The sequence below is a fragment of the Fructilactobacillus sp. X3R5C2 genome, from assembly GCF_059901175.1.
The window spans coordinates 78252-101212 of sequence record NZ_JBWXVC010000001.1; the positions used below are offsets into that span (position 1 = coordinate 78252).

Sequence of the window (22961 nt, forward strand, 5' to 3'; positions counted from 1 at the left end):
CCTTTACTTAGATTTTGGATCGAACGCATCTCTTAATCCATCTCCAAGCAGGTTGGTCGTAATCATAATGACAGACAGTACGATTGCTGGAACCCACATTTGATATGGTAAGAAATGAAAGGCCTTCTGACCATCGTTTAGAAGTGTACCAAGGGATGCGTTTGGTGCTGGGATCCCGATTCCAATGAAACTTAGGAAGGCTTCAAAGAAGATGGCCGATGGAATGGTAAACATGGTTTGAATAATGATAGTAGAACTGAGGTTTGGAATCAGGTGTTTCATCGCAATCTTGAATGGTGATTCACCAAGGGTTCTGGCGGCTAGGACGTATTCGGATTCCTTTAGTTTAAAGGTCTGAGCACGAACTAAACGTGACATGGTGATCCATCCGGTAAAGGCAATGGCGATGATGATTGAAGTGATTCCGGGTTTAAGGATTAGTAGTAATAAAACAACGACGATTAGGTTAGGAATTGATGAAAGGATTTCAACGATTCTCTGCATGAAGGTGTCAACGGCACCACCGACCCAACCCGAGATTAAACCGTAAGGAACACCGACTAAGAGGTCGACGGCTGTCGCAACGACCGCGATAAACAGTGATAACCGGGTCCCGTAGAGAATTCTTGAGAAGAGGTCACGACCAAGGTAGTCGGTCCCCATGATGTAGTAGGTTCCCTTTGGAACGTGTTCTGCTTGATATGCGTTGACCATGTGGCCACCGGCTTCGTGAATCCCATTTAGACCGGGGATGTTAAGTGAACCCCACTTTGGTGGTAAGTTCGCATACAGGACGTTTTGAGCGTTTGGATCGTGTGGTGAAAGAATCGGGGCGAAGATTGCGACTAGGGCGATAATGACTAAGAGAATCAAAGAAGTCATGGCAACTTTATTTCGAACTAGTCTTCGTTTAACGTCTTGAAAGTACGTTAAAGATGGGGTGTTAATTGATTCCGATTCAGTGTCCAAGTTTGAAAGGTCGTCACTTGCGAACTGGAACTGATCTTCAAGTGGTGGTAAGTTTTCGGCCATTATTCTTTACCTCCGTTTCCTAGTCTGATTCGTGGATCGATGATTCCGTAAAGAATATCGACAACTAAGATAATGACAACTAATAAGAATGAGTAGAAGATTGTGAGTCCCATGATGGTGGGGTAATCGTTCGTCAGAATGGACTGAACGAATTGATTACCAATTCCAGGAATTGAGAAGATGTTTTCAACAACTAGTGAACCCGTCATGATTGAAACGGCCATGGGACCAACGATGGTGATGACCGGAATCAGTGAGTTTCTTAGCGCATGATGCGTAATCGTCTTTCTTTCCGAATCACCCTTGGCTTTTGCCAGTTCAATGTAGTCACTGTCTAAGACATCAACCATTTCAGTTCTCATGAACCGGGCGACGTTTGCGAGTGGAAAGGCCGCAAGCGCTAACGTCGGTAGGATACTAGAACTGAAGTTCTGCCAGAGGGCAACTGGGAACCATTGTAGTTTGTAGCCAAAGTAGTACTGAAGCAGAACGGCTAAAACGAAACTTGGGATTGAGATTCCAAGGATTGAGATGAAGGTGGCACTTGAATCAACCCAGGTATTTTTCTTGATGGCGGCAACGGCACCAAGGATGATGCCAAGAACAGAACCAACGACCATGGCTTGGGTACCAATCTGCATTGAAGGACCAATGTCATGGGCAATCAATTGAGTAACTGGTTGGTTGTTAAATTGAAATGAAGTACCTAGATTTCCGTGGAGTAAATTTCCCATGTAGATTAAGTACTGATCCCAAAGTGATTTGTTTAATCCGTACTTTTGGTTCATTATTGCGATTTGACTTGGCTGGAGTTTTGCCTGGTTTGAGTAAGGCGTACCGGGTAAAAATTTCATCAGGAAGAAGGTAACCGAAGCAACAATGAATAAAGTGAGGACTAGGTAGAAAATTCGACGGATGATGTATTTAGTCATTTTAATTTACCTCTCTTTATTTCTTGTAGGTAGCCGCGAGATTGAAATTCCCGTTTGGTGACAGGTTGTAATTGTGAACGTCGCTTCTGGTAAGAGCAGCGGTGTTTTGCTGGTAAAGTGGAACGACTCCCTCTTGCTTAGTCAAGATGGTCTGAGCGTTCAGGAGGTTCTGCCAACGGGCTTGATAGTTGCCGGCGTTTTTATCAGATGCTTGTTTGATCTGTTGGTCAAACTCTTTGTTGGACCAGTGACCGTCATTCATAGCACCACCAGTTTCAAAGAGGTTCAAGAAGGTTACTGGATCTGGGAAGTCGGCGTTCCAAGCTGAGACAACCATGTCGAAGTCCCCACTAGAAGAACGTTGAAGTCGGTTCTTAAATGGCACGTTTGAAAGGGTCACTTTTAGTCCAGGCAATTTCTGGAGTTCAGCCTGCAAGAATTCGGATTGTTTTAAGGAAGAATCGGTATCGTCACCTAATAAGGTTAAGTTGAGATTTTTCTTTCCGGTCTCCTTTAGACCCTCAGTCCAAAGCTTTTTAGCTAACTTAGGATTGTAGTCGTTATAATTTGCATCCTGTTTACTTTGACTTTCGTCTTTAAAGTCGACTCCCGTTTGTTTGTTCCAACTCATCTTAGCTGGAACGACACTTGAATCCGGTGTAGCAGTCTTACCTAACACTTGGTTAGAGAGGAGTTGCCGATTGATTGAATGCCCAATGGCCTGTCTAATCTTGGTGTTCTTGAAGAACGGATCCTTCTTCTCGTTCATCTCAATGTAGAAAGTACTTGAAGTTGGTTTCGTTGAGAAGTCTTTTTCGTTTTTCAGTTGGTTAGCTGAATCACCGGTTAGGCCGTTGTACTGGTCAATTACGTGACTAGAGTACAAGTTAAGTCCGGTATTGGGATCTTTAACAACGTAGTATTTAACGGCGTTCAATCTAATGTTCTTTTGGTTCCAGTACGAGTTATTCTTGCTCTCAGTCCAGGCGGTGTTTCCAACTTGCCATTTATCTAACTTGAATGGTCCATCGAATACCATGTCCTTACTGTTTAATCCATACTGACTTCCCGCTTTTTCAACGACCTTCTGATTAAGTGGCAAGTATGATGCTCCGGTTAATAGGGCGTTGAAGTAGGGAATTGGTTGCGACAGGTTAACTTGTAACTTATGGGGACCAATGGCCTTAACTCCTAGGGTCTTTGGTGAAGCCTTCCCGTTGGTAATCTTGTCAGCGTTTTTAACTCCCTCAAAAATGTAGGAGTATTGAGAAGCCGTCTTTGGATCAACGATTCTTCTCCATGCGTAGACAAAGTCATACGCGGTCACGGGGTCTCCATTTGACCATTTGGCGTTTCTCAGATCGAAATTATACTGAGTTCCACCTTTGGTTGGGGTAACGACTTTGGTCGCAATGCCAGGTTCAATCTTGCGGTTATTGTAGCGGTAAAGACCTTCCATCGTGTTGTTTAGGTTTTGCGCTCCAATACTATCCGTTACCATACTTGAGTCCATCGTAGAAATAATATCGCTGGAGTTGACGGCCATGTCCTTACTCCCCGATTTACTACTTCCAGAAGAACAACCAGTAAGCATTAGCGCTAAAGCGGCACCAATGAATGCTACTGAAAATATCTTCTTATGGTTCAAATGAAACACCTCCATGTTTGCTGTTTTGCTTTTTGTCGAATATACGCGCGTGTTTCACAAAAGTAAATACGTTTTTTATATTTTTCTTAAGAATCTTAATAAATTTTTAAAGCAAGTGACGTTATATCAACGTTTTTACTTGACGTTACAAAACTTGTGACATGAGTAAGGGGAGCTAAATAATGAAAATGATACACATCTTTGATTATGTAACTTTTAGCGGATGAAAATCCCTTTGTGAAGGGGTTTAGTTATGCAAATTTTTGATTAACGATTGAAATTGAGATTTGATTAGGATTGGTCAAGTTAAAAGTGTCTCAAACGAGAGGACAAGTGATACAATACTGACAAGAAAAATATTAAGGAGTGATCATTTTGGATAAGAAAGCAATTAATCCGCAAGACCTGGAATGGTATGAAAAAAGTTATGAAGACAAAGACGACAGTCTGGTCTTAGAACGGGCCGTTTCTCATAATGGAATTAACAACAGTGCTGCTGATTACAAGGCTGATGAAAAAATGAAACGAGTTTTCTCGGTCGAAGTTCCCGAACAACACGTTGCTGATCAGAAGCAAAGTGGAAGGTGCTGGATGTTTTCAGCACTTAACACCATGCGTTTTAAGATTGCCGAAAACTACAAGGTTTCACCAAAATTTGAATTATCACAAAACTACGTTAACTTCTGGGATAAGTTTGAAAAATCAAACTATTTCTTAGAAAACGTGATTAAAACCGCTGATCAACCATTAGGTTCACGCAAGATCGACTTCTTAATGGAAACCCCACAACAAGACGGGGGCCAGTGGGACATGTTGTGCGCCATCATTGAAAAGTACGGAGTTGTTCCAAGTTCAACCATGGTTGAAACTTACAATAGTAATCGCTCTGATGAATTGAATCAGACTTTAAACCTGAAATTACGTCGGGATGCGGAAGAATTGCGTAAAATGGTGAAGGACGGTGCGACCGAAGAAAAGCTTGAATCAACTAAGAGTGAGATGTTAAACGATGTTTACCGCATTTTGGCATACTCGCTGGGTCGCCCAACGAAGCGCTTTGATTTTGAATACCGTGATACTGACAATAAGTACCACATTGATAAGGACCTGACTCCGAAAGAATTCTTTGATAAGTACGTCAACATCAACCTGGAAGACTACGTTTCATTGATTAACTCACCAACTGGTGACAAGCCCTTTGACCAGACCTACACGATTGAAATGTTAGGGAACGTCGTTGGTGGCAGACAGGTTAAGCATTTAAACCTGAAGATTGATGAATTGAAAGACTTAGCTATTAAGCAATTAAAGAACGGTGAAGCGGTTTGGTTCGGCTGTGACGTTGTCCAAGATTCTGACCGTAAAAAGGGCATCATGGATACGCACTTGTACCACAAGGATGCTTTATTTAGTACCGACCTTAAGATGAGTAAGGGTGCAAGACTTGACTACAAGGAAAGCATGATGACCCACGCCATGGTGATTACCGGCGTTGACCTAGTCGATGATCAACCAACCAAGTGGAAGGTTGAAAACAGCTGGGGTGAAAAGGTCGGTGAAAAAGGTTACTTTGTCATGAGTGACGACTGGTTCAACGAATTTGTTTACCAGACCGTTATCAACAAGAAGTACATGTCTGACAAGCAACTTGAGGAACAAAAACAGGCCCCTAAGATGCTTGAACCTTGGGACCCAATGGGTTCACTAGCTAGTTTTAAAAAATAATTAAAATTTTTGTTGACAGATATTGGTCGACGGATTAGTATACTTACAACAAATTAAATAAACGAGATGGAAAAGCTGAGTACCCGTTGAATTTTCTAAGAGAGTCTCTGGTTGGTGTGAAGGGATGAGATGCATTCGGGGAATATGGACTTTTAATCATTTGCTGGCGAGATTTTCAAACCAGTGACGGGGTTGCTACCGATATCATCGCAAGGCTTTTCTAGTTCAGACGTCGACTAGAGCAGTCTTTGAGGCAGTTACTTGAAAGGGTAACTGTAAACTAAGGTGGTAACACGAAAGCATTCGTCCTTTTTAATTAAAGGGCGGATGCTTTTTTTATTTAATTTAATGAATTAAGCAATCAAATAAAAATTAGGAAGTGGACATCATGAGGAGAAGTACTAAGTGGATTATTGGAATTATCATTGTGGTTGTGATCGTTGGGTTAGGGTGGTTTAGTTTTGCTAGACACTCGGCTGAGAGTAAAAAAACCGTTAACGTTGGTCTAATGAGCGGCTCTAAATCAGACGATGAGATTTGGAAGTCAGTCGCTGAGACTGCCAAGAAGAAGTATGGGGTTAACGTTAAGTTCACTCACTTCACTGATTACACACAACCGAACAAGGCTTTGACTCAACACGAGATTGATTTGAACTCATTTCAACATTATGCCTTCTTAGACAACTGGAATAAGCAAAATCATTCTGACATTGTTTCCGTTGGTAACACCTACATCGCTCCTATCAGACTTTATTCAAAGAAGTACAAGAACGTTAAGGACATTCCGGATGGTGGGACGATTGCCGTTCCAAACGATACTTCTAATGAGAGTCGTTCGCTTTACCTCCTTAAGAACGCGGGACTTATCACTTTGAAAAACCAGAAGGGCTTTTTAGGATTAAACGCCATTCAGAGTAATCCCAAGCACTTGAATTTCAAGGAAGTGGACGCATCACAAACCCCACGAGTACTAAACAGTGTCGATGGTGCCGTTATTAATAACACTTACGCCGTTCCCGCTCACTTAGGTGATAAGGAAACGATCTTTACCGAACCACTCAACAATGATTCGAAACAGTGGATCAATTTGATTGCTGCTAACAAGGACCAGAAGAATAACAAGAACTACAAAGACGTTGTAAAATCATTCCAGACCAAGAAAACCGAGCAACTGGTCAAGAAGTATTATGGAAACACCGAAATTCCTGCTTGGAATCGTAAATTTTAGGAGGAACTAATGAGTAATAATATTGTGCAATTCAAGGACGTCTCAGTTACGTTCAAACAAAAAAAGAATGTGATTCACGCCGTTTCAGACGTATCGTTGGAAATTCCTAAGGGTGAAATTTTTGGAATTGCTGGCTACTCCGGTGCCGGTAAATCGACGTTAGTTCGAACCATCAACCTGCTACAGAAACCAACCGACGGGGAAGTCGATGTGTTTGGGAAAACCTTCTATAAAAAAGAAGGCGACCAAGTTTCTTCAATTAATACGAAAAAGTTGCGTGATGAACGGCGTCAAATTGGGATGATTTTTCAACACTTCAACTTACTTGAGGAACAAAACGTCCAACGCAACGTTGAGTTCGGATTAAAACACAGTGGTCTAAAGGAAAAGGAACGTGAAGCGAAAGCCAAGAAGATGCTCGACATTGTTGGTTTGGGTGATTACTTAAAAGCCTATCCATCCCAACTCTCTGGTGGTCAACAGCAACGAGTAGCGATTGCTAGAGCGCTCGCTAACGACCCTAAGATTTTGATCTCTGACGAAGCCACATCTGCACTTGACCCCAAGAACACCGATCAAATCTTGGATTTACTAAAAGAATTGAACGAGAAATACGGCTTAACGATTATCTTGATTACCCATGAAATGGAAGCCATCAAACGGATTTGTCAGGAAGTTGCCATCATGAGTCAAGGAAAAGTGGTTGATGTTGGTAATCTACTTGATATTTTCGTTGATTCGAAGAATCCAACTACCAGAAAGATTGTTGGAAACAGTTTCAACGCACTTGAAATCTTGAAGTCGATGAACATTGACGTTAATAAGCGAAATCTAGTTCAGTTGACGTATCTCTCCGATGACATTAGTGATCCAATCATCGTGAGCTTATACGAGAAGTTCCATATTTCGGCAAGTATCATCTACAGTAATATTGAAAAATTGGGTGAGCAGGTCGTTGGAACGTTGATTGTTGATTTACTTGGAAGTCAAGAGGATCAAGAAGCAGCGGTTAAGTACCTTAATGGTCAAGACATCAAGGTCACTGAATTGAAGGAGGCAGAATAATGGGAGCTTGGTTTGCAACTCATTTTCCCAACGTGGTTTCACAGGGATTAAATGGGGAAGAAGGCTGGATTACAGCCGTTAATCAGACAATTTACATGACGTTTTGGTCCGCAATCTTTGGTGGGATTGCAGGAATCATCTTTGGAGTTTGTTTAGTGATTTTTGCGGATAACGGGATTATGCCGTGTCATCCACTGTTCTGGATTATCGACAAAGTTGTTTCGCTATTCCGAGCCGTTCCATTTATCATCTTGCTGGCCTTCATTGCCCCAGTGACGCAAAAGATCGTTGGAACCCAAATCGGAACGACGGCCGCTTTAGTACCTCTATCAGTCGGGGTCTTTCCGTTTTATGCGCGGCAGGTCCAAGTCGCCCTTGAGAGTGTCGATCATGGCATCATTGAATCGGCGGAATCACTAGGGGCCACGAACTGGGACTTAATCTTCGGCGTGTACCTTAGTGAAGCGCGTTCAGAGTTGATTCGAGTATCAACGGTTACATTAATTAGTTTAGTTGGTTTAACCGCAATGGCCGGTGCCATTGGTGCTGGTGGTCTTGGTAACATGGCCATCTCATACGGGTACAACCGTTTCGCAAACGACACGACCTTGGTCGCAACGATCCTAGTTGTCATCATGGTTCTGATTATTCAAGTTGTTGGTGACGTCTGGGCCAAGTTCGCTAACCACGCTGATCAAGGTTAATAAATAAGAATTTAAAGAAGGGTGTTTAAGAATGGAAAAAGCAGAGAAAATCAAAATTCTACAGGATTTAATTCAGATTAAGTCCGTGAACGGTAATGAAATTGAGATCTCAGAGTACTTGTCGAAGCTGCTGAAAAAGCACGGTATTGACAGTAAGATTTTTCCGTTTGGCGACGGTCGTGCCAACCTGATTGCTGAACTTGGAACTGGTGAATCCGGCAAGGTGCTGGCTTTAGAGGGACACCAAGACACGGTGGCGGTTGCTCATCCGGAAAATTGGAAACACGATCCGTTTAAGGGTGAAATCGTGGGTGACAAGATCTACGGTCGTGGTGCCGCTGACATGAAGAGTGGGCTAGCGGCCGAGGTGATTGCGCTCTGTGAGTTAGCTGATAAGGGCGAAGTTCCTGATGGGAAGATTCGTTTGATTGCGACTTCAGGAGAAGAATTCGGTGCTCCTGGTGCTTATAAGATTGAACCAAAGTATATTGACGATGTGGACGCTATGATTGTCGGTGAACCCTCCGATGGGGATGTCACCTATGCCCACTCTGGAAGTTTGAACTATCAGATCACGAGTACCGGAAAACCAGCTCACAGTTCGACTCCTGACTTGGGATTGAACGCCATTACTGGTTTGGTTAAATACATTCAGGATGAGCCGGATTTCTTCAACGATTTACCAGTTGATCCAGTGCTTGGCAAAGTCCAGCACAGTATCACCGTCATTAACGGTGGGGAACAGGTTAACATCATTCCTGGTTCGGCTAGTTTGCTTGGAAACGTCCGTCCGACCCCTGCATTTAATAACGACAACGTGATTGAATTGATTCAAACAGTCGTTGATAAAGTGAACGACGAGACGCCATATCACCTCGAATTTAAGTTGGTTCACAACTTTTATCCAATTGAAACCGATAAGGACAATCAGTTCGTCCAAGATGCTTATGAGGTTACCAAAAAGGATTATCAGAATCGCAAGCCCGAGTTGATTGTCAATAACGGTGCAACTGATGCGAGTGTTTACGTTCAGGAAAACGAGAAGATGGCAGTCATCTTGTTAGGACCTGACAAGAACAACACGTCACACCAGATTAACGAGTATACGACACTATCGAGTTATCTTGATACGATTAATGCTTATCAGGATATTGCGAACGATTTCTTTGCAAAAAAGTAAAAATAAAGGCCTTGAACTGTGGAGTTCAAGGTCTTTTTGTGTGGTTAGTTATATTTTAGAAAGCATTTTTAAAGCATCAATGACTTTTGGATTTTTTGTTACTCGTTTATCGGCTTCGTTATAAAACTTTTGTCTTGTGTGAGGATCATTTAAATTTTCATGAATTTGTTTCAATTCTTCCTCTTGAGATTTAGACATTACATTCTTCATTTTAATGGAGCCTCCTTAATAATTAAACTATTCATATTAAAATCTACCTTTTAGCATACTTCTTCATTAGTTTAAAATCAAGAAAAGAATGTTTAGTTATATAGTTTTTTAAATCAATTTGAGTCATTTTATTAATTGATATTTTTAAAGATATATCGTATAGTGCATATTTACTAGTTACATCAAAATAATAATAGTTACGCTGAAGGAAAGTAAGACTAGCTAATAATGCCGTCCTTTTATTTCCGTTAGTGAAGAATTGATTCTTAGCAATTTTATACCAAATGTAGGTAGCTTTATCAATGATAGTTGGATGAAGATCTTTTCCAAAAACGTATTGATTAATTTGTCCTAGAATTCGATCTAAACCCTTATAATCTTTTAAGCCATAAATAGTTTCTTCGTGAATTAATGCTTCTGATTGTTTATTTATTTGCTTCATTAAATTTATATTTAAGTCAAATCGTTTTTCAGAAAGACCTAAACGTCTTACTAATAGTTCGTTTTTATTAAGAAAATCAATAAAAAATGAATTGTTATTTGGAATTATTGATTGTGTCTTATGAATCCTAATTTTAGTTATATATTTATTTTTTAATGTCTTTTTTAACAACATTTTGTATTCGTTAATTTGTTTTAATTTACTATTTTTATAGTTAGTAAGGACTAAAACTTGAGGTAATTCCCTGTTTAGCTGCTCATCTATTGACATATTTAAATTTCCTTAATATACATACGCTAAAAATATATTAAATTTGCGCATAAAAAAAGAGCTTGGTTACCAAGCTCTTTTTTAAAATTACCATCTTAAGATAGCCGCAACTTTCTTGTCAGTTGGCATATCGTCAGCAGGCAATACAGTAACATCACCATCAAGGCCAAGAACCGTCAATGCTAATGAGTTTAATTCATTAGATGGACGTGAACCTTCGGCGTTAACTTCAACGTCCTCACCGTTATCCTTGCTTTGAACGTAAGCATCCTGTTGGATGATTAAGTTAGCAATACGGTCGTCAATGGCAGCCTTCAAGATTTCATCGTAGTCATCAGTGGTTTTCTTAGCACCGTCGGCTTTGTCATAGACATCTTTCATTGATTTCTCACCATCTGAAACGAAGTTATCATGGATGGTTTGAGCAACTTCTTGAACGTTTTCGCCAGCATTTTTAACGGCGGCATCCATTTCAACGTGTTTGTCTTCAACCACGTATGGGTTGTGAGTAGCACGGTTGAAACGGCCTTCGTCTTCAGCGTTTGCAACAACTACTAATGGATTGTGGTCCTTGTTTGAAACATGTTTTTGAACATATTTGTCAACCAATTCGTAGTATTCGTGAGTGTCCCACTTAGCTCCGTTCTTTCTAGGATCATCTTGGGTCTCAGTCTCAGTCTTGTCTGAGTCAAATGGATCTGGGGTATCGGTGTCATCATCAACAACGCTCAAGTCGTTAACGTGAAATACTTTGAAGTCGTCACGTTGTAAGAACAACATGTCAAAGTCAGGAACGAATTGGTATTGTCTTATGATTGGTAAGATTTGCAATTTGTCTGAGAATGAGAATGCTGTTTGTGGAGCGTAGTTCAATTGAGCAACTTCGATGGAATCGTTAGTTACGTACATGATGATCCCCTTAGCAATGGTTGCCTTAGGTTGTAAAGTCTTTAAGTAGTTCTTAATTTGAAAATCATAGGCGTTCCAAAGTTCTGGTTTATATTGCTTTTGAAATGCTTTTTTAGCAGTGTCAACCAAACTATTGATTTGGGTGTTGTCTCTACGAGTATTGTCTTCCTTAGGATCCAAGGGTACAGTGATTGTTAAAACTGGACCGTTATCGGATTCCAAGTCAAGCAAGTTTTTAATTTGATCTTTTTTGTCATGCTTAGCCATGGTAAAACCTCCATTAATAAATTGTTACTATACTCTACTATATTACCATTTTTAAAAACAATTGGAAACGGGTACCTCGATTAGAGTTTATCGGTTACCAGTCGTTTAATTAAAAAGAACACAATGAGGGCAAAAACGACGATGATACCGACTAACACCATCAGTTTCTTGAAACTCCCCTGCAAAATCGTGTCACCACCAAGCGAATAGATGATTGAGATGGGAATGCTTCCTAGAATCGTCGCAATCTTCACTTTCTTGTCTGGAAACCGTTTCTTATCCTGATTGGCCTGAAAACTGACTAGAAACGTTGGGATAAAGGGGATCGAATATCCGATAATCAGACCGAGGAGGGGATGCTTTAAGTGTTTAAAGTGTTTGGCGTACTTATTGTTCTCGTATTTTCTAGCAATCCCTTTAAATGATGAAACAATCTTAGTCGTCCCAAAGTTTCCGGCTGAAAGTCCAATCACGTTGATGATAATGCCAAGCCATTTTCCAAAACAAATCCCAGTGATAACGCCGACAACTGCGACTGGTGCCCCTGGAATCATGGTCAAGATGTACAACAAGAAGATCAATAAGACAGCATCAATTAGACCGTGGTCACGGATTTCTTGAATCGCCGTGCCACGGGTAGCTGGATTGAACATCATTTTAATCTCTGGCCAATAATCCATGAATAGGATGTAAAAGAAGAGGACGGCGATGACAATGCCAAGGTATTTTAAAATGTCCATGCGATGTTCTTTAATGAATTCTACGATGATAAAAGACTCCTCCAAATGTTATAGCTATATCTTATAAGAAAATCTTAGCCACGTCTATTCTTTCGAAAAAAATAAGCCAACCATTTGGGTTGGCTTATTAATTATTTTTCGGCGTGCTTCAAAACGTTTTGAGCGATGAAGGAAGCATACTTCGGCGTTCCTTGCACGTTAGGGTGCGTCTGGTCTTGATAGAGGTACTGTGGATGTGACTTAGCATAATCATACCAGTCGATCACATACAAGTTCTTATACTTCTTTTGAGCCTTCTTTAGAAACGAGTTAACTTGATTCTGCCATGGTTGAGTTGGAACGTAAGTGTTAATCCAGAAGACGTGACGGTCCTTTCCGGCAATTTCCATGTATTGCTTCAGCGTCTCGTCACTGATAGCCCCGTTAGTTCCAAGGCCGATAATGACGTTTTTACCCAACAAACCTTGTTGTTGCATACTCTTCATGATGGCAACGCCATCTTGAGGGTGACGCGAGGTGGCAGCATCAATGTACAGTTTTGGAAAGATCTTTTGGAGGTTATCGCGTCCAGATAGCATGACTGAGTCACCGATCGCACTTCCAGAGAGGTTCTGAGCTTCTTGGAGTTGTTGCTTGGTTAGGCCGTCTTTTTCCAGCTTCTTATTGACTTTCGTGTTCTTTGATTTTTTACCGGATTTGATTTCTTTGGCTAGTTTTTCGTTGTGCTTATCTTGCGCCTTAGAGTTCTTTTGAATTCGGTTGGCCAGTTGCGTGTGATTGGCGGCCTTCGGATTAACCGTGGTTGATTGGAAGATACCAACCGTGCCAATGGTTAATACAATAATTGCTAGGACCTTTAGGACCATGTGATGTTTAAAGCACGAGGTCAGCCAATCTTTAATCTGGTTAAGACTCATCTTGTAAACGTTGAAGAGAGTCTTGAAAAACTCAGGGACCCGATGGTAATCGTATTTAGCGAGCGGAACCTCAATGAAGCGGTACGATAATTCTGAGATAACGATGATAATCGCAATTTCGATAAGAGCGTATAACCATTGATGATCAGCTACATCTTTAAATTTGTCGGCAAAGAAGACAAAAACAGGGAACTGGTAAACATAGATTTCATAACTTCTAGAACCAATCCAGTCAAATAACTTGTTGGTTAGGATGCGATTCCAGTGACTATTAGGATGAACAACCGCCATCATGGCCATTATGGTAAAGATTGAGAACAGTGCCATGCCACCATGATACAAAAACGGTGATTGTGAACCAGTGGTAACGATGATCCAACCCATTCCTACCATTCCGATTAAACCAAAGACGTCCAGTAGAAATGACTTTTGGTTGTCATTATCGCGTTTCTGGGTACTCGGCCAGAAAACGGCCAGGGCAGCGCCAAAAAGAATTGAGAACATTCGGGTGTCAGTCCCGTAGTAAACTCGACTAGGATCACTACCAGGATGATACAGAACGGCCATTAAAAGGACTGAAAGAACTGATAATAAAATGGCAGTGTAGAAGATGGGGTGTTTGTTTCCGTGGAATTTTTTAAGTAAGAAGTAGGCAATTAGTGGCCAAATTAGGTAGAATTGTCCTTCAATTGCTAGGGTCCAAAGGTGAGTAAATGGGGAAGCACTTCCAGCAAAGTTCTGGAAGTATGATTGACCATTCATGATTTCCCACCAGTTATATACGTAAGCTAAGTTAGATACCACGCTCTGCCATAGATTCGCTAGTAGATTACGTTGAAACAATGTTATGTATGCAGCGGTCGCAAATAACATCGTAATGAGGGTGGGATACAGCCGCTTTAATCGTTTTGACCAAAAATAGCCGTAACGGAAATGGTTCGTTTCATGATATTCGGTAATCAGATGATCGGTAACCAAATACCCTGACAACGTCAAAAACACCGGAACCCCTAGGTATCCTCCAGTAAATACGCTAGGTGACAGGTGGTATAAGATGACACAGATAACGGCAAGTGCCCGTAAGCCGGTGAAGCCGGTAATAAACCGACGTTTTGTAGTTTTATTATTCATATTATTGGATCCCTAATTATTAGTTTGTATAACAGCAAGTCTAGCACGCAAAGACCGCACTGTATACGGGTTTCAGCAAATCTTAAGAAAAAGATTTTGGGCACAAAAAAACATCTACCAGAATTAGTAGATGTTTTTAAAAATATAACTAACTTAATTAGTCACCACTAGCAAGTTTAGTCTTGTCAGTATTCTTAGTGATTTCGATGGTGTCTTTTCTAAGATCAGCCTTAAGGTGTTTTACATCTTGGTGATCCAAGTAGTACATTGCAATCTTATCTCTTAATTGTTGTTCGATTACTCGACGTAATGGACGAGCACCCATGGCTTCGTCGTAACCTTGATCCATCAACCATTTCTTAGCATCTGGAGTTACGTAAAGTTCCATGTCTTTTTGAGCTAAGGTGTCGTTTAAGTTACCGATCATAAGATCAACAATCTTGCTTAAGTCTTCCTTAGTCAAGTGTGAGAACTCAACAATGGCATTGAATCGGTTCAAGAATTCAGGTCTGAAGTATGGAGCCAAACGGTCCATAATTGACATGTCCTTCTTGTTGTTCTTGCTCATCGAATCGTTTCCGAATCCGGCGTTTGAAGTAGCAATGATAACGGTGTTCTTAAAGTCGACCACGTTACCTTGACCATCAGTCAAACGACCATCGTCCATAACTTGAAGTAATAGGGTAATTACTTGTGGGTTAGCCTTTTCAATTTCATCAAGCAATACGATTGAGTATGGGTTTCTTCTTACTTGTTCAGTAAGGGTATTACCATTGTCACCGTAACCAACGTAACCAGCTGAAGTACCAATCATCTTGGATACAGCAGTTACATCTTGGTATTCTGACATATCAAGTCTGATGATTGAGTTTTCATCGTTGAACATGTCTTTAGCCAATTGCTTAACTAATTCAGTTTTACCAACACCAGTAGGTCCAACGAATAAGAATGAACCGATTGGACGGTTACCTTCGTCAAATCCGGCACGGTTTCTACGGATAGCGTTAACAACTAAGTCAACAGCTTGGTCTTGTCCAATAACACGGCCCTTAAGTCGAGTGTCCATGCCTTTCAATCTTTCAAGGTCGTTAGCACTCATTTGTGAAACTGGAATACCAGTTAATCTTTCAACTGAGTCGGCAATGTCAGATACCTTTGCAACAGGACGGTCAGTGTTAGTGTCGTCACTCTTAAGTTTCTTTTCGATATCTTCGATCTTAGTCTTAGCCTTAGCTGCGTCTTCGTACTTTTCAGCTTTAGCTGCGTCTTCTTTTTCCTTCTTAGCGTCCTTTAATTCACTTTCAAGGGTAACCTTGTCAGTAACAGGGTGCTTTGCGGCTAAGTGAGCAGCGGTCATATCGATCAAGTCAATGGCCTTGTCAGGTAATGAACGTTGAGGGATGTATTGAACTGAGTAGTCAACGGCAGCTTTTAAAACATCGTCAGGTAAGGTAACTTGGTGATGGTCTTCGTAAGCTTTCTTGATGCCCTTCAAGATTTCAAGGGTAGTAGCTTTACTTGGAGCGTCAACGGTAACGTCATTGAAACGACGTGCAAGTGCAGAGTCTTTCATAATGGTGTTTCTGTATTCGTCTTGAGTAGTGGCACCAATAACTGAGATTTCACCACGACTCAAAGCTGGTTTGATCATGTCAGCTAACCCTTTGCTTCCAGATTCGTCACCAGAAGCACCGGCACCGACGATTTGATGAATTTCATCAAAGAATAGAATAACGTTTTTACGTTCTTCAACTTCTTTGATTAATTTTTGAATATTTTCTTCGTATGAACCACGGTATTGAGTACCGGCTTCAAGAGAAGATAAATCGATTGAAATGATTTGCTTGTCTTTGATTGCGCCAGGGACATCACCCTTAACGATCTTTTGAGCTAAACCTTCAACGATGGCAGTCTTACCAACACCAGCGTCACCAACTAAAATTGGGTTATTTTTGATACGACGACTCAAAATTTCAGCGGTTTCTTGAATTTCTTTGTCACGTCCAATAACTGGGTCAAGTAAACCTTGTTTAGCTTCATCAGTTAGATTTCGGCCAACTTTGTCCAAGTAACTTTCGGCTTTCTTTTGTTGCTTGGCGTTGTTGCCTCCGCCGTTTCTACCACGACGACCAGGAATTTGACCTGATTTTCTCATTGCTTCAACTTCTTCAGGAGTAAGTTCGTGACCGTTAACAACGTAACGAGCATTAGGGTTTTGACCCATTCCTCCATTCATTAGACTATTAAATAAATCGTCCATTCCGTTTCCGAATGGATCATTTCCAAAATTGTCTGCCATGTGCAATTTCCCTCTTTCCTATTTTCACCACTTGGTGAGTTTATAACTACATAAGATAAACAATAGGAACATATCTCAAGTTCCAATTCTAATTATACCAGTTTTGAATTGAATGCATAGTAATTAGCTCATATCTACCGGGTTTGGTCAACGTTGGTCAAACTATTTCCCTTGACTGGTGCCGATTTGCAAGATTTTTAATTTATAGTTTACTTCGGGGGCTTTTACTGAAATTGTTTCATTAAGATGATGACCTAGTAATGATTTTCCAAGCGGAGAATCGTAAAAAATTTTGTTTTCATCTAATTTAGAGAATTCAGCTTCTTGTTTCCCAACAATAAGGAAGGAATCTAAATCACCGTCTTCTAAAAATTGCACTTTGACCTCGCTACCAATGCCGATTCGGTCATTATCAGGTTTTCTAACAATCTCGGCATATTGTTCCTGTTTTCTAAAATAACGCAAGCGACTTTCTAATCGATGGAGCTCTCTTTTAGAGGTACTGTATTCCGCGTTTTCAGAACGGTCACCCAGAGCAGCGGCATCGTGTAAGGCTTGGATTTTTCCCGGACGCTTTTTTTGAAGCTTTTTGATTTCATTTTGAATCTGTTTGTAGCCGTTGCGTGTCATTTTATTAAAGTATGTCGCCAACTTAGTTCACCTCAGTCTTTTTCCTATTTTCGCCCAAATTTTAACATAATGTAGTTTAAATAATGGTAACAAAAGGTAACTTATTGCCTTATAAAGTTTTCATCGTTAGCAGCTTATGATATTATTACACTATGATTAATTCAAAATCGATTTTATTCTAAGGAGAAATAATATGAGAAGCCGTCACATGGAGAAGAAATCTCATAAGACTCGTAACATCATTATTCTAGTTGTGATCGTGATCGTAGCGATTGTTTTAGCGTTTTTAGGATATGGTGCTTACAAGTATAAATCTGCATCAAATGAAATTAACAAAGCTTATAAGAGTGCAGGAATCAAGAAACAACGAGATACTGACGCGCTGTTAAATCATAAAAAACCAATTTCAATCCTATTACTTGGGACTGATACGGGTGCTCTTGATCGTGATTATAAAGGTCGAACCGATACTTTAATGGTTGCCACCCTTAATCCAGAGACCAAGAAAATGACGCTCACAAGTATCCCACGTGATACTGCCGTTAATATTCCCGGATACCCACAGTATTCACCATCTAAGATTAATGCCGCTTACACTTACGGAAGTGCTGGGACCGCCATTAAGACCGTTGAAAAACTGTTAAACGTTCCAATTGATTTCTATGTCTTAATTAACATGGGTGGCTTAAAGGAAATCGTTGACCAAGTAGGTGGAGTGACTATCACACCAACGTTGTCCTTTAGTTATGAAGGCTATAACTTCAAGAAAGGTCAACCAACTAAGATGGACGGAAAAGAAGCACTTTCTTATTCAAGAATGAGATATTCTGACCCAGCTGGTGATTACGGAAGAACAATGCGGCAACGTCAGGTTCTTCAAGCAATTGCAGCTAAGGGTGGTTCGGTATCACATCTCATGAACAACGACTTCATTAGTTCAATTGCCAAGTCCAGTCAGACTGATTTGGACTCAAGTGATTTGACGAAACTTGCTACTAGTTACCGAGAACACGGTGACTTTGTTGATAATCATCTTCAGGGTGAAAACCAGATGATTGAGAACTCAGCAATGCAGGTGCCAACGGAAAGTCAATTGCAACAGACTACCAACTTTATTCGGAAGAATCTAGGTTTGCCTGCCGCTAAGACTGGAACCGCAGCTTATCACTAGATTTAAATAGCAACGAGATGTTCTCCTAAGTTTATGAGGAGAACATTTTAGCGTAAAGGGTAATTAGAACTAAGTATGAGGGAGTCATGATGAATGGAAGAGAACCTAAAGAGAAAGACGATCTGGCTTGATCCCAAAAAAGTCCAGAATCGCCCAGTCTACTTTACGTGTAAAAGAATATTTGACATCACTGCCAGTCTAATTGGGCTTATCTTACTAAGTCCTTTATTCTTAGTGCTTAGCATTCTAATCAAGTGTGATGGGTCTCATGGTAAGGTTTTTTACACGCAAAAACGAGTTGGTTGTAATGGGGACGTCTTCAACATGTATAAGTTTCGGTCGATGATCCCTAACGCTGACAAAAAATTAGCTGAACTTAAAAAATTTAATGAAGTTGACGGGGCCATGTTTAAGATGAAGGATGACCCCCGAGTTACCAAAGTCGGACGTTTCATTCGAAAGTATAGTTTAGACGAACTGCCTCAGTTAGTGAACGTCTTAATTGGTGAAATGTCACTAGTGGGACCGCGTCCACCGCTTCCAAAAGAAGTCGCCGAATACACGGACTATGACCGCCAGAGACTGTTAGTCAAACCTGGCTGTACTGGTTTGTGGCAGGTGACGGGGAGAAATAACGTCGGTTTTGATGACATGGTTTATTTGGACATCGTCTACATTATGAACAGTGGTTTCTGGTTTGATCTGAAGATCATATGCAAGACGGTTCAGATTATGGTGGTTCCAAACGCTGCTTATTAAAGAGGTTGAAGGATGAAAATTGCAATTTTGGTGGCGTCCCATAAAGATGCGCCGATGCCAAAAGATCAAGATTTGTACCGACCAGTTTTGGTTGGTGCTGACAAAAATTACAAGGGCCAAAAGGGTTTTCAACTGGATAATCAAGGTGACAACATCTCGGCCAAAAATCCCAATTACAATGAATTAACTGCTGTTTACTGGGCATGGAAGAACTTACATGACGTTGACGCGATTGGACTAGTCCACTATCGTCGTCTTTTCAGCAAACACCTTGATCGTTCGCTTGATAAGGTGCTAACTAAGGAGCAGGCCGAAAGGATGCTAGAAAAGGCTCCAGTCGTGTTGCCACGAAGACGGTACTATGTCGTTGAAACCATTTATTCGCATTATGTGCACTCTCACTACAAAGAGCCGTTAGAGGAGACTCGTCAGGTCATTTCAGAAATCGATCCCGATTACTTAGCCAGTTTTGACCAGGTCATGCACAGTCGTTCAGCCCACATGTTTAACATGTTCATCATGAAAACAAATTACTTTGACGACTATTGTAAATGGCTCTTTAACATTCTGTTTAACGTCGAAAAACGAATTGACATTTCCAATTATTCGGTTCAAGAAGCGCGGGTCTTCGGTTATTTATCCGAAGTTTTGATGGACGTTTGGATTAATAAAAATCACGTTAAATATATCGAATGCAACTGGATTCAAATCGGCGATCGTCATTTAGTTAAAAAGGCGTGGGGCTTTGTAAAACGAAAGTTCTCCAGTAACGTCGGAAAAGACGAAACGCATTACTAGAAAGAGGAGTCCATTAATGACTGACTATGACATTAGTATCATCATGCCCAGTTTTAATTCGGAAAAATCAATTGGAAACGCCATTGATTCGATTTTCAATCAGAAAACCGATTTTAGCTTTGAGCTTTTAGTTATTGATGATGGATCCTCCGACGACACTGTAAATATTATCAAGTCACGGATGCTCCATCACAAGAGCATCCATCTTTTTTATACTGACCATCAGTATCAAGCTGAGGCCAGAAACAAGGGGCTTAGTCATGCTGCCGGGAAATACATCATGTTTTCTGATGATGATGATGAATATTTACCCGGATACATTCAAGCGATGGGTGAGAAGATTCAAGATAGGCAACTAGTAATTGCGGGAATCGAGAAGAAATTTCCGAATGGTCGGGTCGAGGTTGAGGATCATTCGGTAATGGAGGATGCTACTAGTGATGCTCAGCTGCTTGGGGATTACCTGACTAAGAACCAAGAAATGGACGTCGGCCTTTGGAATAAGATTTTTGTTAAAGCCATTATTGATAAAAATCAGATTAAGATGAGCAACAAGAACTTTTTTGAAGACAGTTTGTTTGTACTTCAGTACCTGTTGTCGATTAATCGGGAACAGATTGGCTACATTAATCAACCAATGTATTTATTGAACAAGCACGAGGGATCTACTACGAATACATATGATCCTCAATTACTTGATAAGTGTAATGAGTACATTGATAAGGTCGATAAATTAATCGCAAACCACCCAGAATTAGCGAAATACTTCAGAAGCTTCAAGGCGCGGATTGACTTGTTTTACGTTCACCGCAACATCTTGAATAATCCGAATTGGGACGCTCAATCGCAGCGTTTGATCTTGCGACCTTTAATTAGTTCGTCCGATTTAAAGGAATTGAGCAAGAAGTATGTTGTTGCAATTATTTTGGCTTTCATGATGCCCAAGACTTACATTAAGTTGTATTCAAAACGAAAGTGAGAAATAGATTTGAACTTAAAATCTTTTATGTATAAGGCGTTTAACGACGCTCTTTACATCCCAATCTATCAAATTAAATATAAGAAACAATTTCAAGCTTTGAAAGTTAAGTCCATTGAACAAACCATCGATGCGATTACTAGGTATCATATTTCCCTTAGCCGATTTGGTGATGGCGAGTTTAAATGGATTAACATGACGGGTCAGAAATCGTTTGAACGCGATTCAAAAGAATTAAGCAAACGACTTTTGGAAGTGCTGCACTCGAATCTTAATGGTCATGGAATTGGTCTTCCTCAAGCATTTAGAGATCCAAGTATCATGAACGCTGACATGTACTGGGAACGTGAAATGGGAAAGTATGGCTCAGAATGGCTCAAAGATTTAGATCGAAATAAGACTTACTATAATACCAGTGTGACGCGTCCGTACATGGACTTAAAAGATAAGAACATTGCTAAGCACGTTTTTAATGAATTTAAGAAATATGTCGCAAATAAAAAGGTGTTAGTAATTGAGGGAAACCAAACTCACTTTGGCCAGGGAAACGATTTGTTAGAAAGTGCCAGTAAGGTTCTGAGGGTGGAATGTCCAAGTCATAATGCTTTTGAACAGTATGATGACATCTTGACGCAGTCGAAAGACCTCATCATAAAAGAAAATCCAGACTTAGTCCTAGTTGCACTGGGACCAACGGCGACCATTCTTTCGTATGACCTGACTAAAACCTTAAACAAACAGGTTCTTGATATCGGACATTTCGATGTGGAGTATACTTGGTTTTTAAACGGAGACAAAAAAAGAACCAAAATTAATGGGAAAGCCGTTAATGAAGTAAAAAATTAAGAAAGTGAGATTTAAAATGAAAAAGAACATTACTATTGCAGCCTCTTTTTTAAGTGGGCATGGTGGTACCGAAACTGTTTTGTCATTTATCGGCAATGATAAAAAAATAAATGATTCTTTTAATTTAAACCTTTTTCTTTTTGATAATGTTCGATATAAAAAGTTTATTGATTCTGCTGGATTTAATAAGATCAGCAAAACTAAGTTAAATAATAAATTCTTATGTACGATTAGATATATATCTTTTTTAATTAACTTCAGTGGTGATGCTTTAATAATTACCAATCAGACCATGATAATGATTGCTTATTATATTAGAAAAATATTAAATAAGCATTTTAAAATAATTTCTTGGATGCATTTTTCGTTAGGAAATAAATCTGTTCAAAGTAATGTCAAGCGAGTTGCTATGGCAGATTATCATTTAGTGATTTCATCTGGAATTAAAAATGAATTGATTAAAAATGGTGTAGATCCTAAAAATATTCAGATTATATATAATCCTGTGTCTGAAAAAAATAGGACTATTTTTCCTAATCCAAATGTTTGTAAATTTATATTCGTTGGTCGTTTAGAAACCGAAAGCCAAAAAAACCTTCTTCCGTTAGTTAAACATATAAATAAATTATCTGGAAATTGGACTTTTGATATATACGGTGATGGTCCACAAAAAGACCAATTAGAAGATTATGTTAACAATGACGCAAATTTAAGACGTAGAATTTCATTTAAAGGTTGGACTAATGATCCCTGGACAAAAATTAAGTATGCCAATGCACTATTACTTAATTCTAATTTTGAAGGATTTCCTATGGTTCTTGCTGAAGCGTTGAGTTTCGGCATACCTTGTGTTTCGTCTGACTGTAAAACAGGACCAAATGATATGATTATAAATGGTAAAAATGGTTTTCTATATCCTGTAGGTGATTACGGAACAATGATTCAAGATTTGAATAGTATCATTGACAATAATGTAACTTTTAATCCTGAAACTATTAAGAAATCAGTTGATTTTGCTTACCCCCAAAACTATGAAAATAGATTTATTAAAGCTTTACAAGGCTTTTCTAACTAGAGGT

At 39.9% G+C, this 22961-nt stretch carries 21 protein-coding genes and 1 other annotated feature; of the genes, 11 read left to right on the forward strand and 10 right to left on the reverse strand.

Features of this window, described 5'->3' with window-relative positions; translation table 11 throughout:
- Positions 1–3 precede the first annotated feature (3 nt).
- The 3 genes from AC6UD4_RS00360 to AC6UD4_RS00370 are packed head-to-tail and all read right to left on the reverse strand — an operon-like array spanning position 4 to position 3621.
- The gene (locus AC6UD4_RS00360; protein ID WP_500693317.1) at positions 4–1032 is read right to left on the reverse strand and encodes an ABC transporter permease; all 1029 of its coding nucleotides are present in this window, start codon (positions 1030–1032) and stop codon (positions 4–6) included.
- Positions 1032–1964: an oligopeptide ABC transporter permease gene (gene opp3b / locus AC6UD4_RS00365; protein WP_500693318.1), complete on the reverse strand. Its 933-nt coding sequence runs from the start codon at positions 1962–1964 to the stop codon at positions 1032–1034. The genes AC6UD4_RS00360 and opp3b overlap by 1 nt, the downstream gene beginning before the upstream one ends.
- A 16-nt stretch (positions 1965–1980) precedes the next feature.
- Positions 1981–3621, reverse strand: a complete 1641-nt coding sequence (locus AC6UD4_RS00370) for a peptide ABC transporter substrate-binding protein (protein ID WP_500693606.1) — start codon at positions 3619–3621, stop codon at positions 1981–1983.
- Between the two features lie 366 nt (positions 3622–3987).
- Here AC6UD4_RS00370 and AC6UD4_RS00375 point away from each other — a divergent pair, with 366 nt between their 5' ends.
- The 5 genes from AC6UD4_RS00375 (at position 3988) to AC6UD4_RS00395 (ending at position 9514) form a co-directional block, all read left to right on the forward strand.
- Positions 3988–5337: a C1 family peptidase gene (locus tag AC6UD4_RS00375; RefSeq protein WP_500693319.1), complete on the forward strand. Its 1350-nt coding sequence runs from the start codon at positions 3988–3990 to the stop codon at positions 5335–5337.
- A 57-nt stretch (positions 5338–5394) separates the two neighbouring features.
- Positions 5395–5651, forward strand: a binding site (T-box leader).
- Between the two features lie 74 nt (positions 5652–5725).
- Positions 5726–6565 carry a MetQ/NlpA family ABC transporter substrate-binding protein gene (locus AC6UD4_RS00380; RefSeq protein ID WP_500693320.1) on the forward strand — a complete coding sequence of 280 codons (840 nt, stop codon included), beginning with the start codon at positions 5726–5728 and terminating at the stop codon, positions 6563–6565.
- Between the two features lie 9 nt (positions 6566–6574).
- Positions 6575–7630 (forward strand): methionine ABC transporter ATP-binding protein, encoded by a 1056-nt coding sequence (locus tag AC6UD4_RS00385; protein ID WP_500693321.1) that lies wholly within the window; start codon positions 6575–6577, stop codon positions 7628–7630.
- Positions 7630–8334: a methionine ABC transporter permease gene (locus AC6UD4_RS00390; protein ID WP_010022396.1), complete on the forward strand. Its 705-nt coding sequence runs from the start codon at positions 7630–7632 to the stop codon at positions 8332–8334. The genes AC6UD4_RS00385 and AC6UD4_RS00390 overlap by 1 nt, the downstream gene beginning before the upstream one ends.
- Positions 8335–8365: 31 nt before the next feature.
- Entirely contained in the window at positions 8366–9514 is a 1149-nt protein-coding gene (locus AC6UD4_RS00395; RefSeq protein ID WP_500693322.1) for an ArgE/DapE family deacylase, read from the forward strand.
- A 48-nt stretch (positions 9515–9562) separates the two neighbouring features.
- On the opposite strand, the gene AC6UD4_RS00400 is transcribed toward AC6UD4_RS00395, so the two are convergent.
- The 7 genes from AC6UD4_RS00400 to greA form a co-directional block, all read right to left on the reverse strand.
- Entirely contained in the window at positions 9563–9724 is a 162-nt protein-coding gene (locus AC6UD4_RS00400) for a hypothetical protein (RefSeq protein WP_500693323.1), read from the reverse strand.
- Positions 9725–9767: 43 nt separating this feature from the next.
- Positions 9768–10436, reverse strand: a complete 669-nt coding sequence (locus AC6UD4_RS00405; protein WP_500693324.1) for a type II toxin-antitoxin system death-on-curing family toxin — start codon at positions 10434–10436, stop codon at positions 9768–9770.
- Between the two features lie 87 nt (positions 10437–10523).
- Positions 10524–11612 (reverse strand): baeRF3 domain-containing protein, encoded by a 1089-nt coding sequence (locus tag AC6UD4_RS00410; protein ID WP_500693325.1) that lies wholly within the window; start codon positions 11610–11612, stop codon positions 10524–10526.
- An 80-nt stretch (positions 11613–11692) separates the two neighbouring features.
- Complete coding sequence (locus AC6UD4_RS00415; RefSeq protein ID WP_500693326.1) at positions 11693–12352, reverse strand: TVP38/TMEM64 family protein; 660 nt, start codon at positions 12350–12352, stop codon at positions 11693–11695.
- A gap of 131 nt (positions 12353–12483) precedes the next feature.
- Positions 12484–14400 (reverse strand): acyltransferase family protein, encoded by a 1917-nt coding sequence (locus AC6UD4_RS00420; protein ID WP_500693327.1) that lies wholly within the window; start codon positions 14398–14400, stop codon positions 12484–12486.
- Between the two features lie 157 nt (positions 14401–14557).
- Complete coding sequence (locus AC6UD4_RS00425) at positions 14558–16699, reverse strand: ATP-dependent Clp protease ATP-binding subunit (protein WP_500693328.1); 2142 nt, start codon at positions 16697–16699, stop codon at positions 14558–14560.
- 162 nt (positions 16700–16861) lie between these two features.
- Entirely contained in the window at positions 16862–17350 is a 489-nt protein-coding gene (greA, locus tag AC6UD4_RS00430; RefSeq protein WP_500693329.1) for a transcription elongation factor GreA, read from the reverse strand.
- A 172-nt stretch (positions 17351–17522) separates the two neighbouring features.
- On the opposite strand from greA, the gene AC6UD4_RS00435 reads away from it, so the two are divergent.
- The 6 genes from AC6UD4_RS00435 (at position 17523) to AC6UD4_RS00460 (ending at position 22957) form a co-directional block, all read left to right on the forward strand.
- Entirely contained in the window at positions 17523–18500 is a 978-nt protein-coding gene (locus AC6UD4_RS00435; protein WP_500693330.1) for an LCP family protein, read from the forward strand.
- 93 nt (positions 18501–18593) lie between these two features.
- Positions 18594–19259: a sugar transferase gene (locus AC6UD4_RS00440; RefSeq protein ID WP_500693331.1), complete on the forward strand. Its 666-nt coding sequence runs from the start codon at positions 18594–18596 to the stop codon at positions 19257–19259.
- 12 nt (positions 19260–19271) lie between these two features.
- Positions 19272–20057: a DUF4422 domain-containing protein gene (locus tag AC6UD4_RS00445; RefSeq protein WP_500693332.1), complete on the forward strand. Its 786-nt coding sequence runs from the start codon at positions 19272–19274 to the stop codon at positions 20055–20057.
- Positions 20058–20073: 16 nt separating this feature from the next.
- Positions 20074–21036, forward strand: coding sequence for a glycosyltransferase family 2 protein (locus AC6UD4_RS00450; RefSeq protein ID WP_500693333.1), 963 nt, complete (start codon positions 20074–20076; stop codon positions 21034–21036).
- A gap of 9 nt (positions 21037–21045) precedes the next feature.
- A complete protein-coding gene (locus AC6UD4_RS00455) occupies positions 21046–21882 on the forward strand; it encodes a GT-D fold domain-containing glycosyltransferase (RefSeq protein ID WP_500698956.1) in 837 nt (278 codons plus the stop codon).
- Between the two features lie 16 nt (positions 21883–21898).
- Entirely contained in the window at positions 21899–22957 is a 1059-nt protein-coding gene (locus AC6UD4_RS00460; protein ID WP_500693335.1) for a glycosyltransferase, read from the forward strand.
- Positions 22958–22961 lie beyond the last annotated feature (4 nt).

Coding starts and splice junctions, on each gene's coding strand:
- AC6UD4_RS00440 (WP_500693331.1), top strand. CDS start 18,594: ATGGAAGAGAACCTAAAGAGAAAGACGATCTGGCTTGATCCCAAAAAA.
- opp3b (WP_500693318.1), bottom strand. CDS start 1,964: ATGACTAAATACATCATCCGTCGAATTTTCTACCTAGTCCTCACTTTA.
- AC6UD4_RS00425 (WP_500693328.1), bottom strand. CDS start 16,699: ATGGCAGACAATTTTGGAAATGATCCATTCGGAAACGGAATGGACGAT.
- AC6UD4_RS00400 (WP_500693323.1), bottom strand. CDS start 9,724: ATGAAGAATGTAATGTCTAAATCTCAAGAGGAAGAATTGAAACAAATT.
- AC6UD4_RS00360 (WP_500693317.1), bottom strand. CDS start 1,032: ATGGCCGAAAACTTACCACCACTTGAAGATCAGTTCCAGTTCGCAAGT.
- AC6UD4_RS00415 (WP_500693326.1), bottom strand. CDS start 12,352: ATGGACATTTTAAAATACCTTGGCATTGTCATCGCCGTCCTCTTCTTT.
- AC6UD4_RS00380 (WP_500693320.1), top strand. CDS start 5,726: ATGAGGAGAAGTACTAAGTGGATTATTGGAATTATCATTGTGGTTGTG.
- AC6UD4_RS00460 (WP_500693335.1), top strand. CDS start 21,899: ATGAAAAAGAACATTACTATTGCAGCCTCTTTTTTAAGTGGGCATGGT.
- AC6UD4_RS00405 (WP_500693324.1), bottom strand. CDS start 10,436: ATGTCAATAGATGAGCAGCTAAACAGGGAATTACCTCAAGTTTTAGTC.
- AC6UD4_RS00445 (WP_500693332.1), top strand. CDS start 19,272: ATGAAAATTGCAATTTTGGTGGCGTCCCATAAAGATGCGCCGATGCCA.
- AC6UD4_RS00395 (WP_500693322.1), top strand. CDS start 8,366: ATGGAAAAAGCAGAGAAAATCAAAATTCTACAGGATTTAATTCAGATT.
- AC6UD4_RS00435 (WP_500693330.1), top strand. CDS start 17,523: ATGAGAAGCCGTCACATGGAGAAGAAATCTCATAAGACTCGTAACATC.
- AC6UD4_RS00450 (WP_500693333.1), top strand. CDS start 20,074: ATGACTGACTATGACATTAGTATCATCATGCCCAGTTTTAATTCGGAA.
- AC6UD4_RS00385 (WP_500693321.1), top strand. CDS start 6,575: ATGAGTAATAATATTGTGCAATTCAAGGACGTCTCAGTTACGTTCAAA.
- AC6UD4_RS00390 (WP_010022396.1), top strand. CDS start 7,630: ATGGGAGCTTGGTTTGCAACTCATTTTCCCAACGTGGTTTCACAGGGA.
- AC6UD4_RS00420 (WP_500693327.1), bottom strand. CDS start 14,400: ATGAATAATAAAACTACAAAACGTCGGTTTATTACCGGCTTCACCGGC.
- AC6UD4_RS00410 (WP_500693325.1), bottom strand. CDS start 11,612: ATGGCTAAGCATGACAAAAAAGATCAAATTAAAAACTTGCTTGACTTG.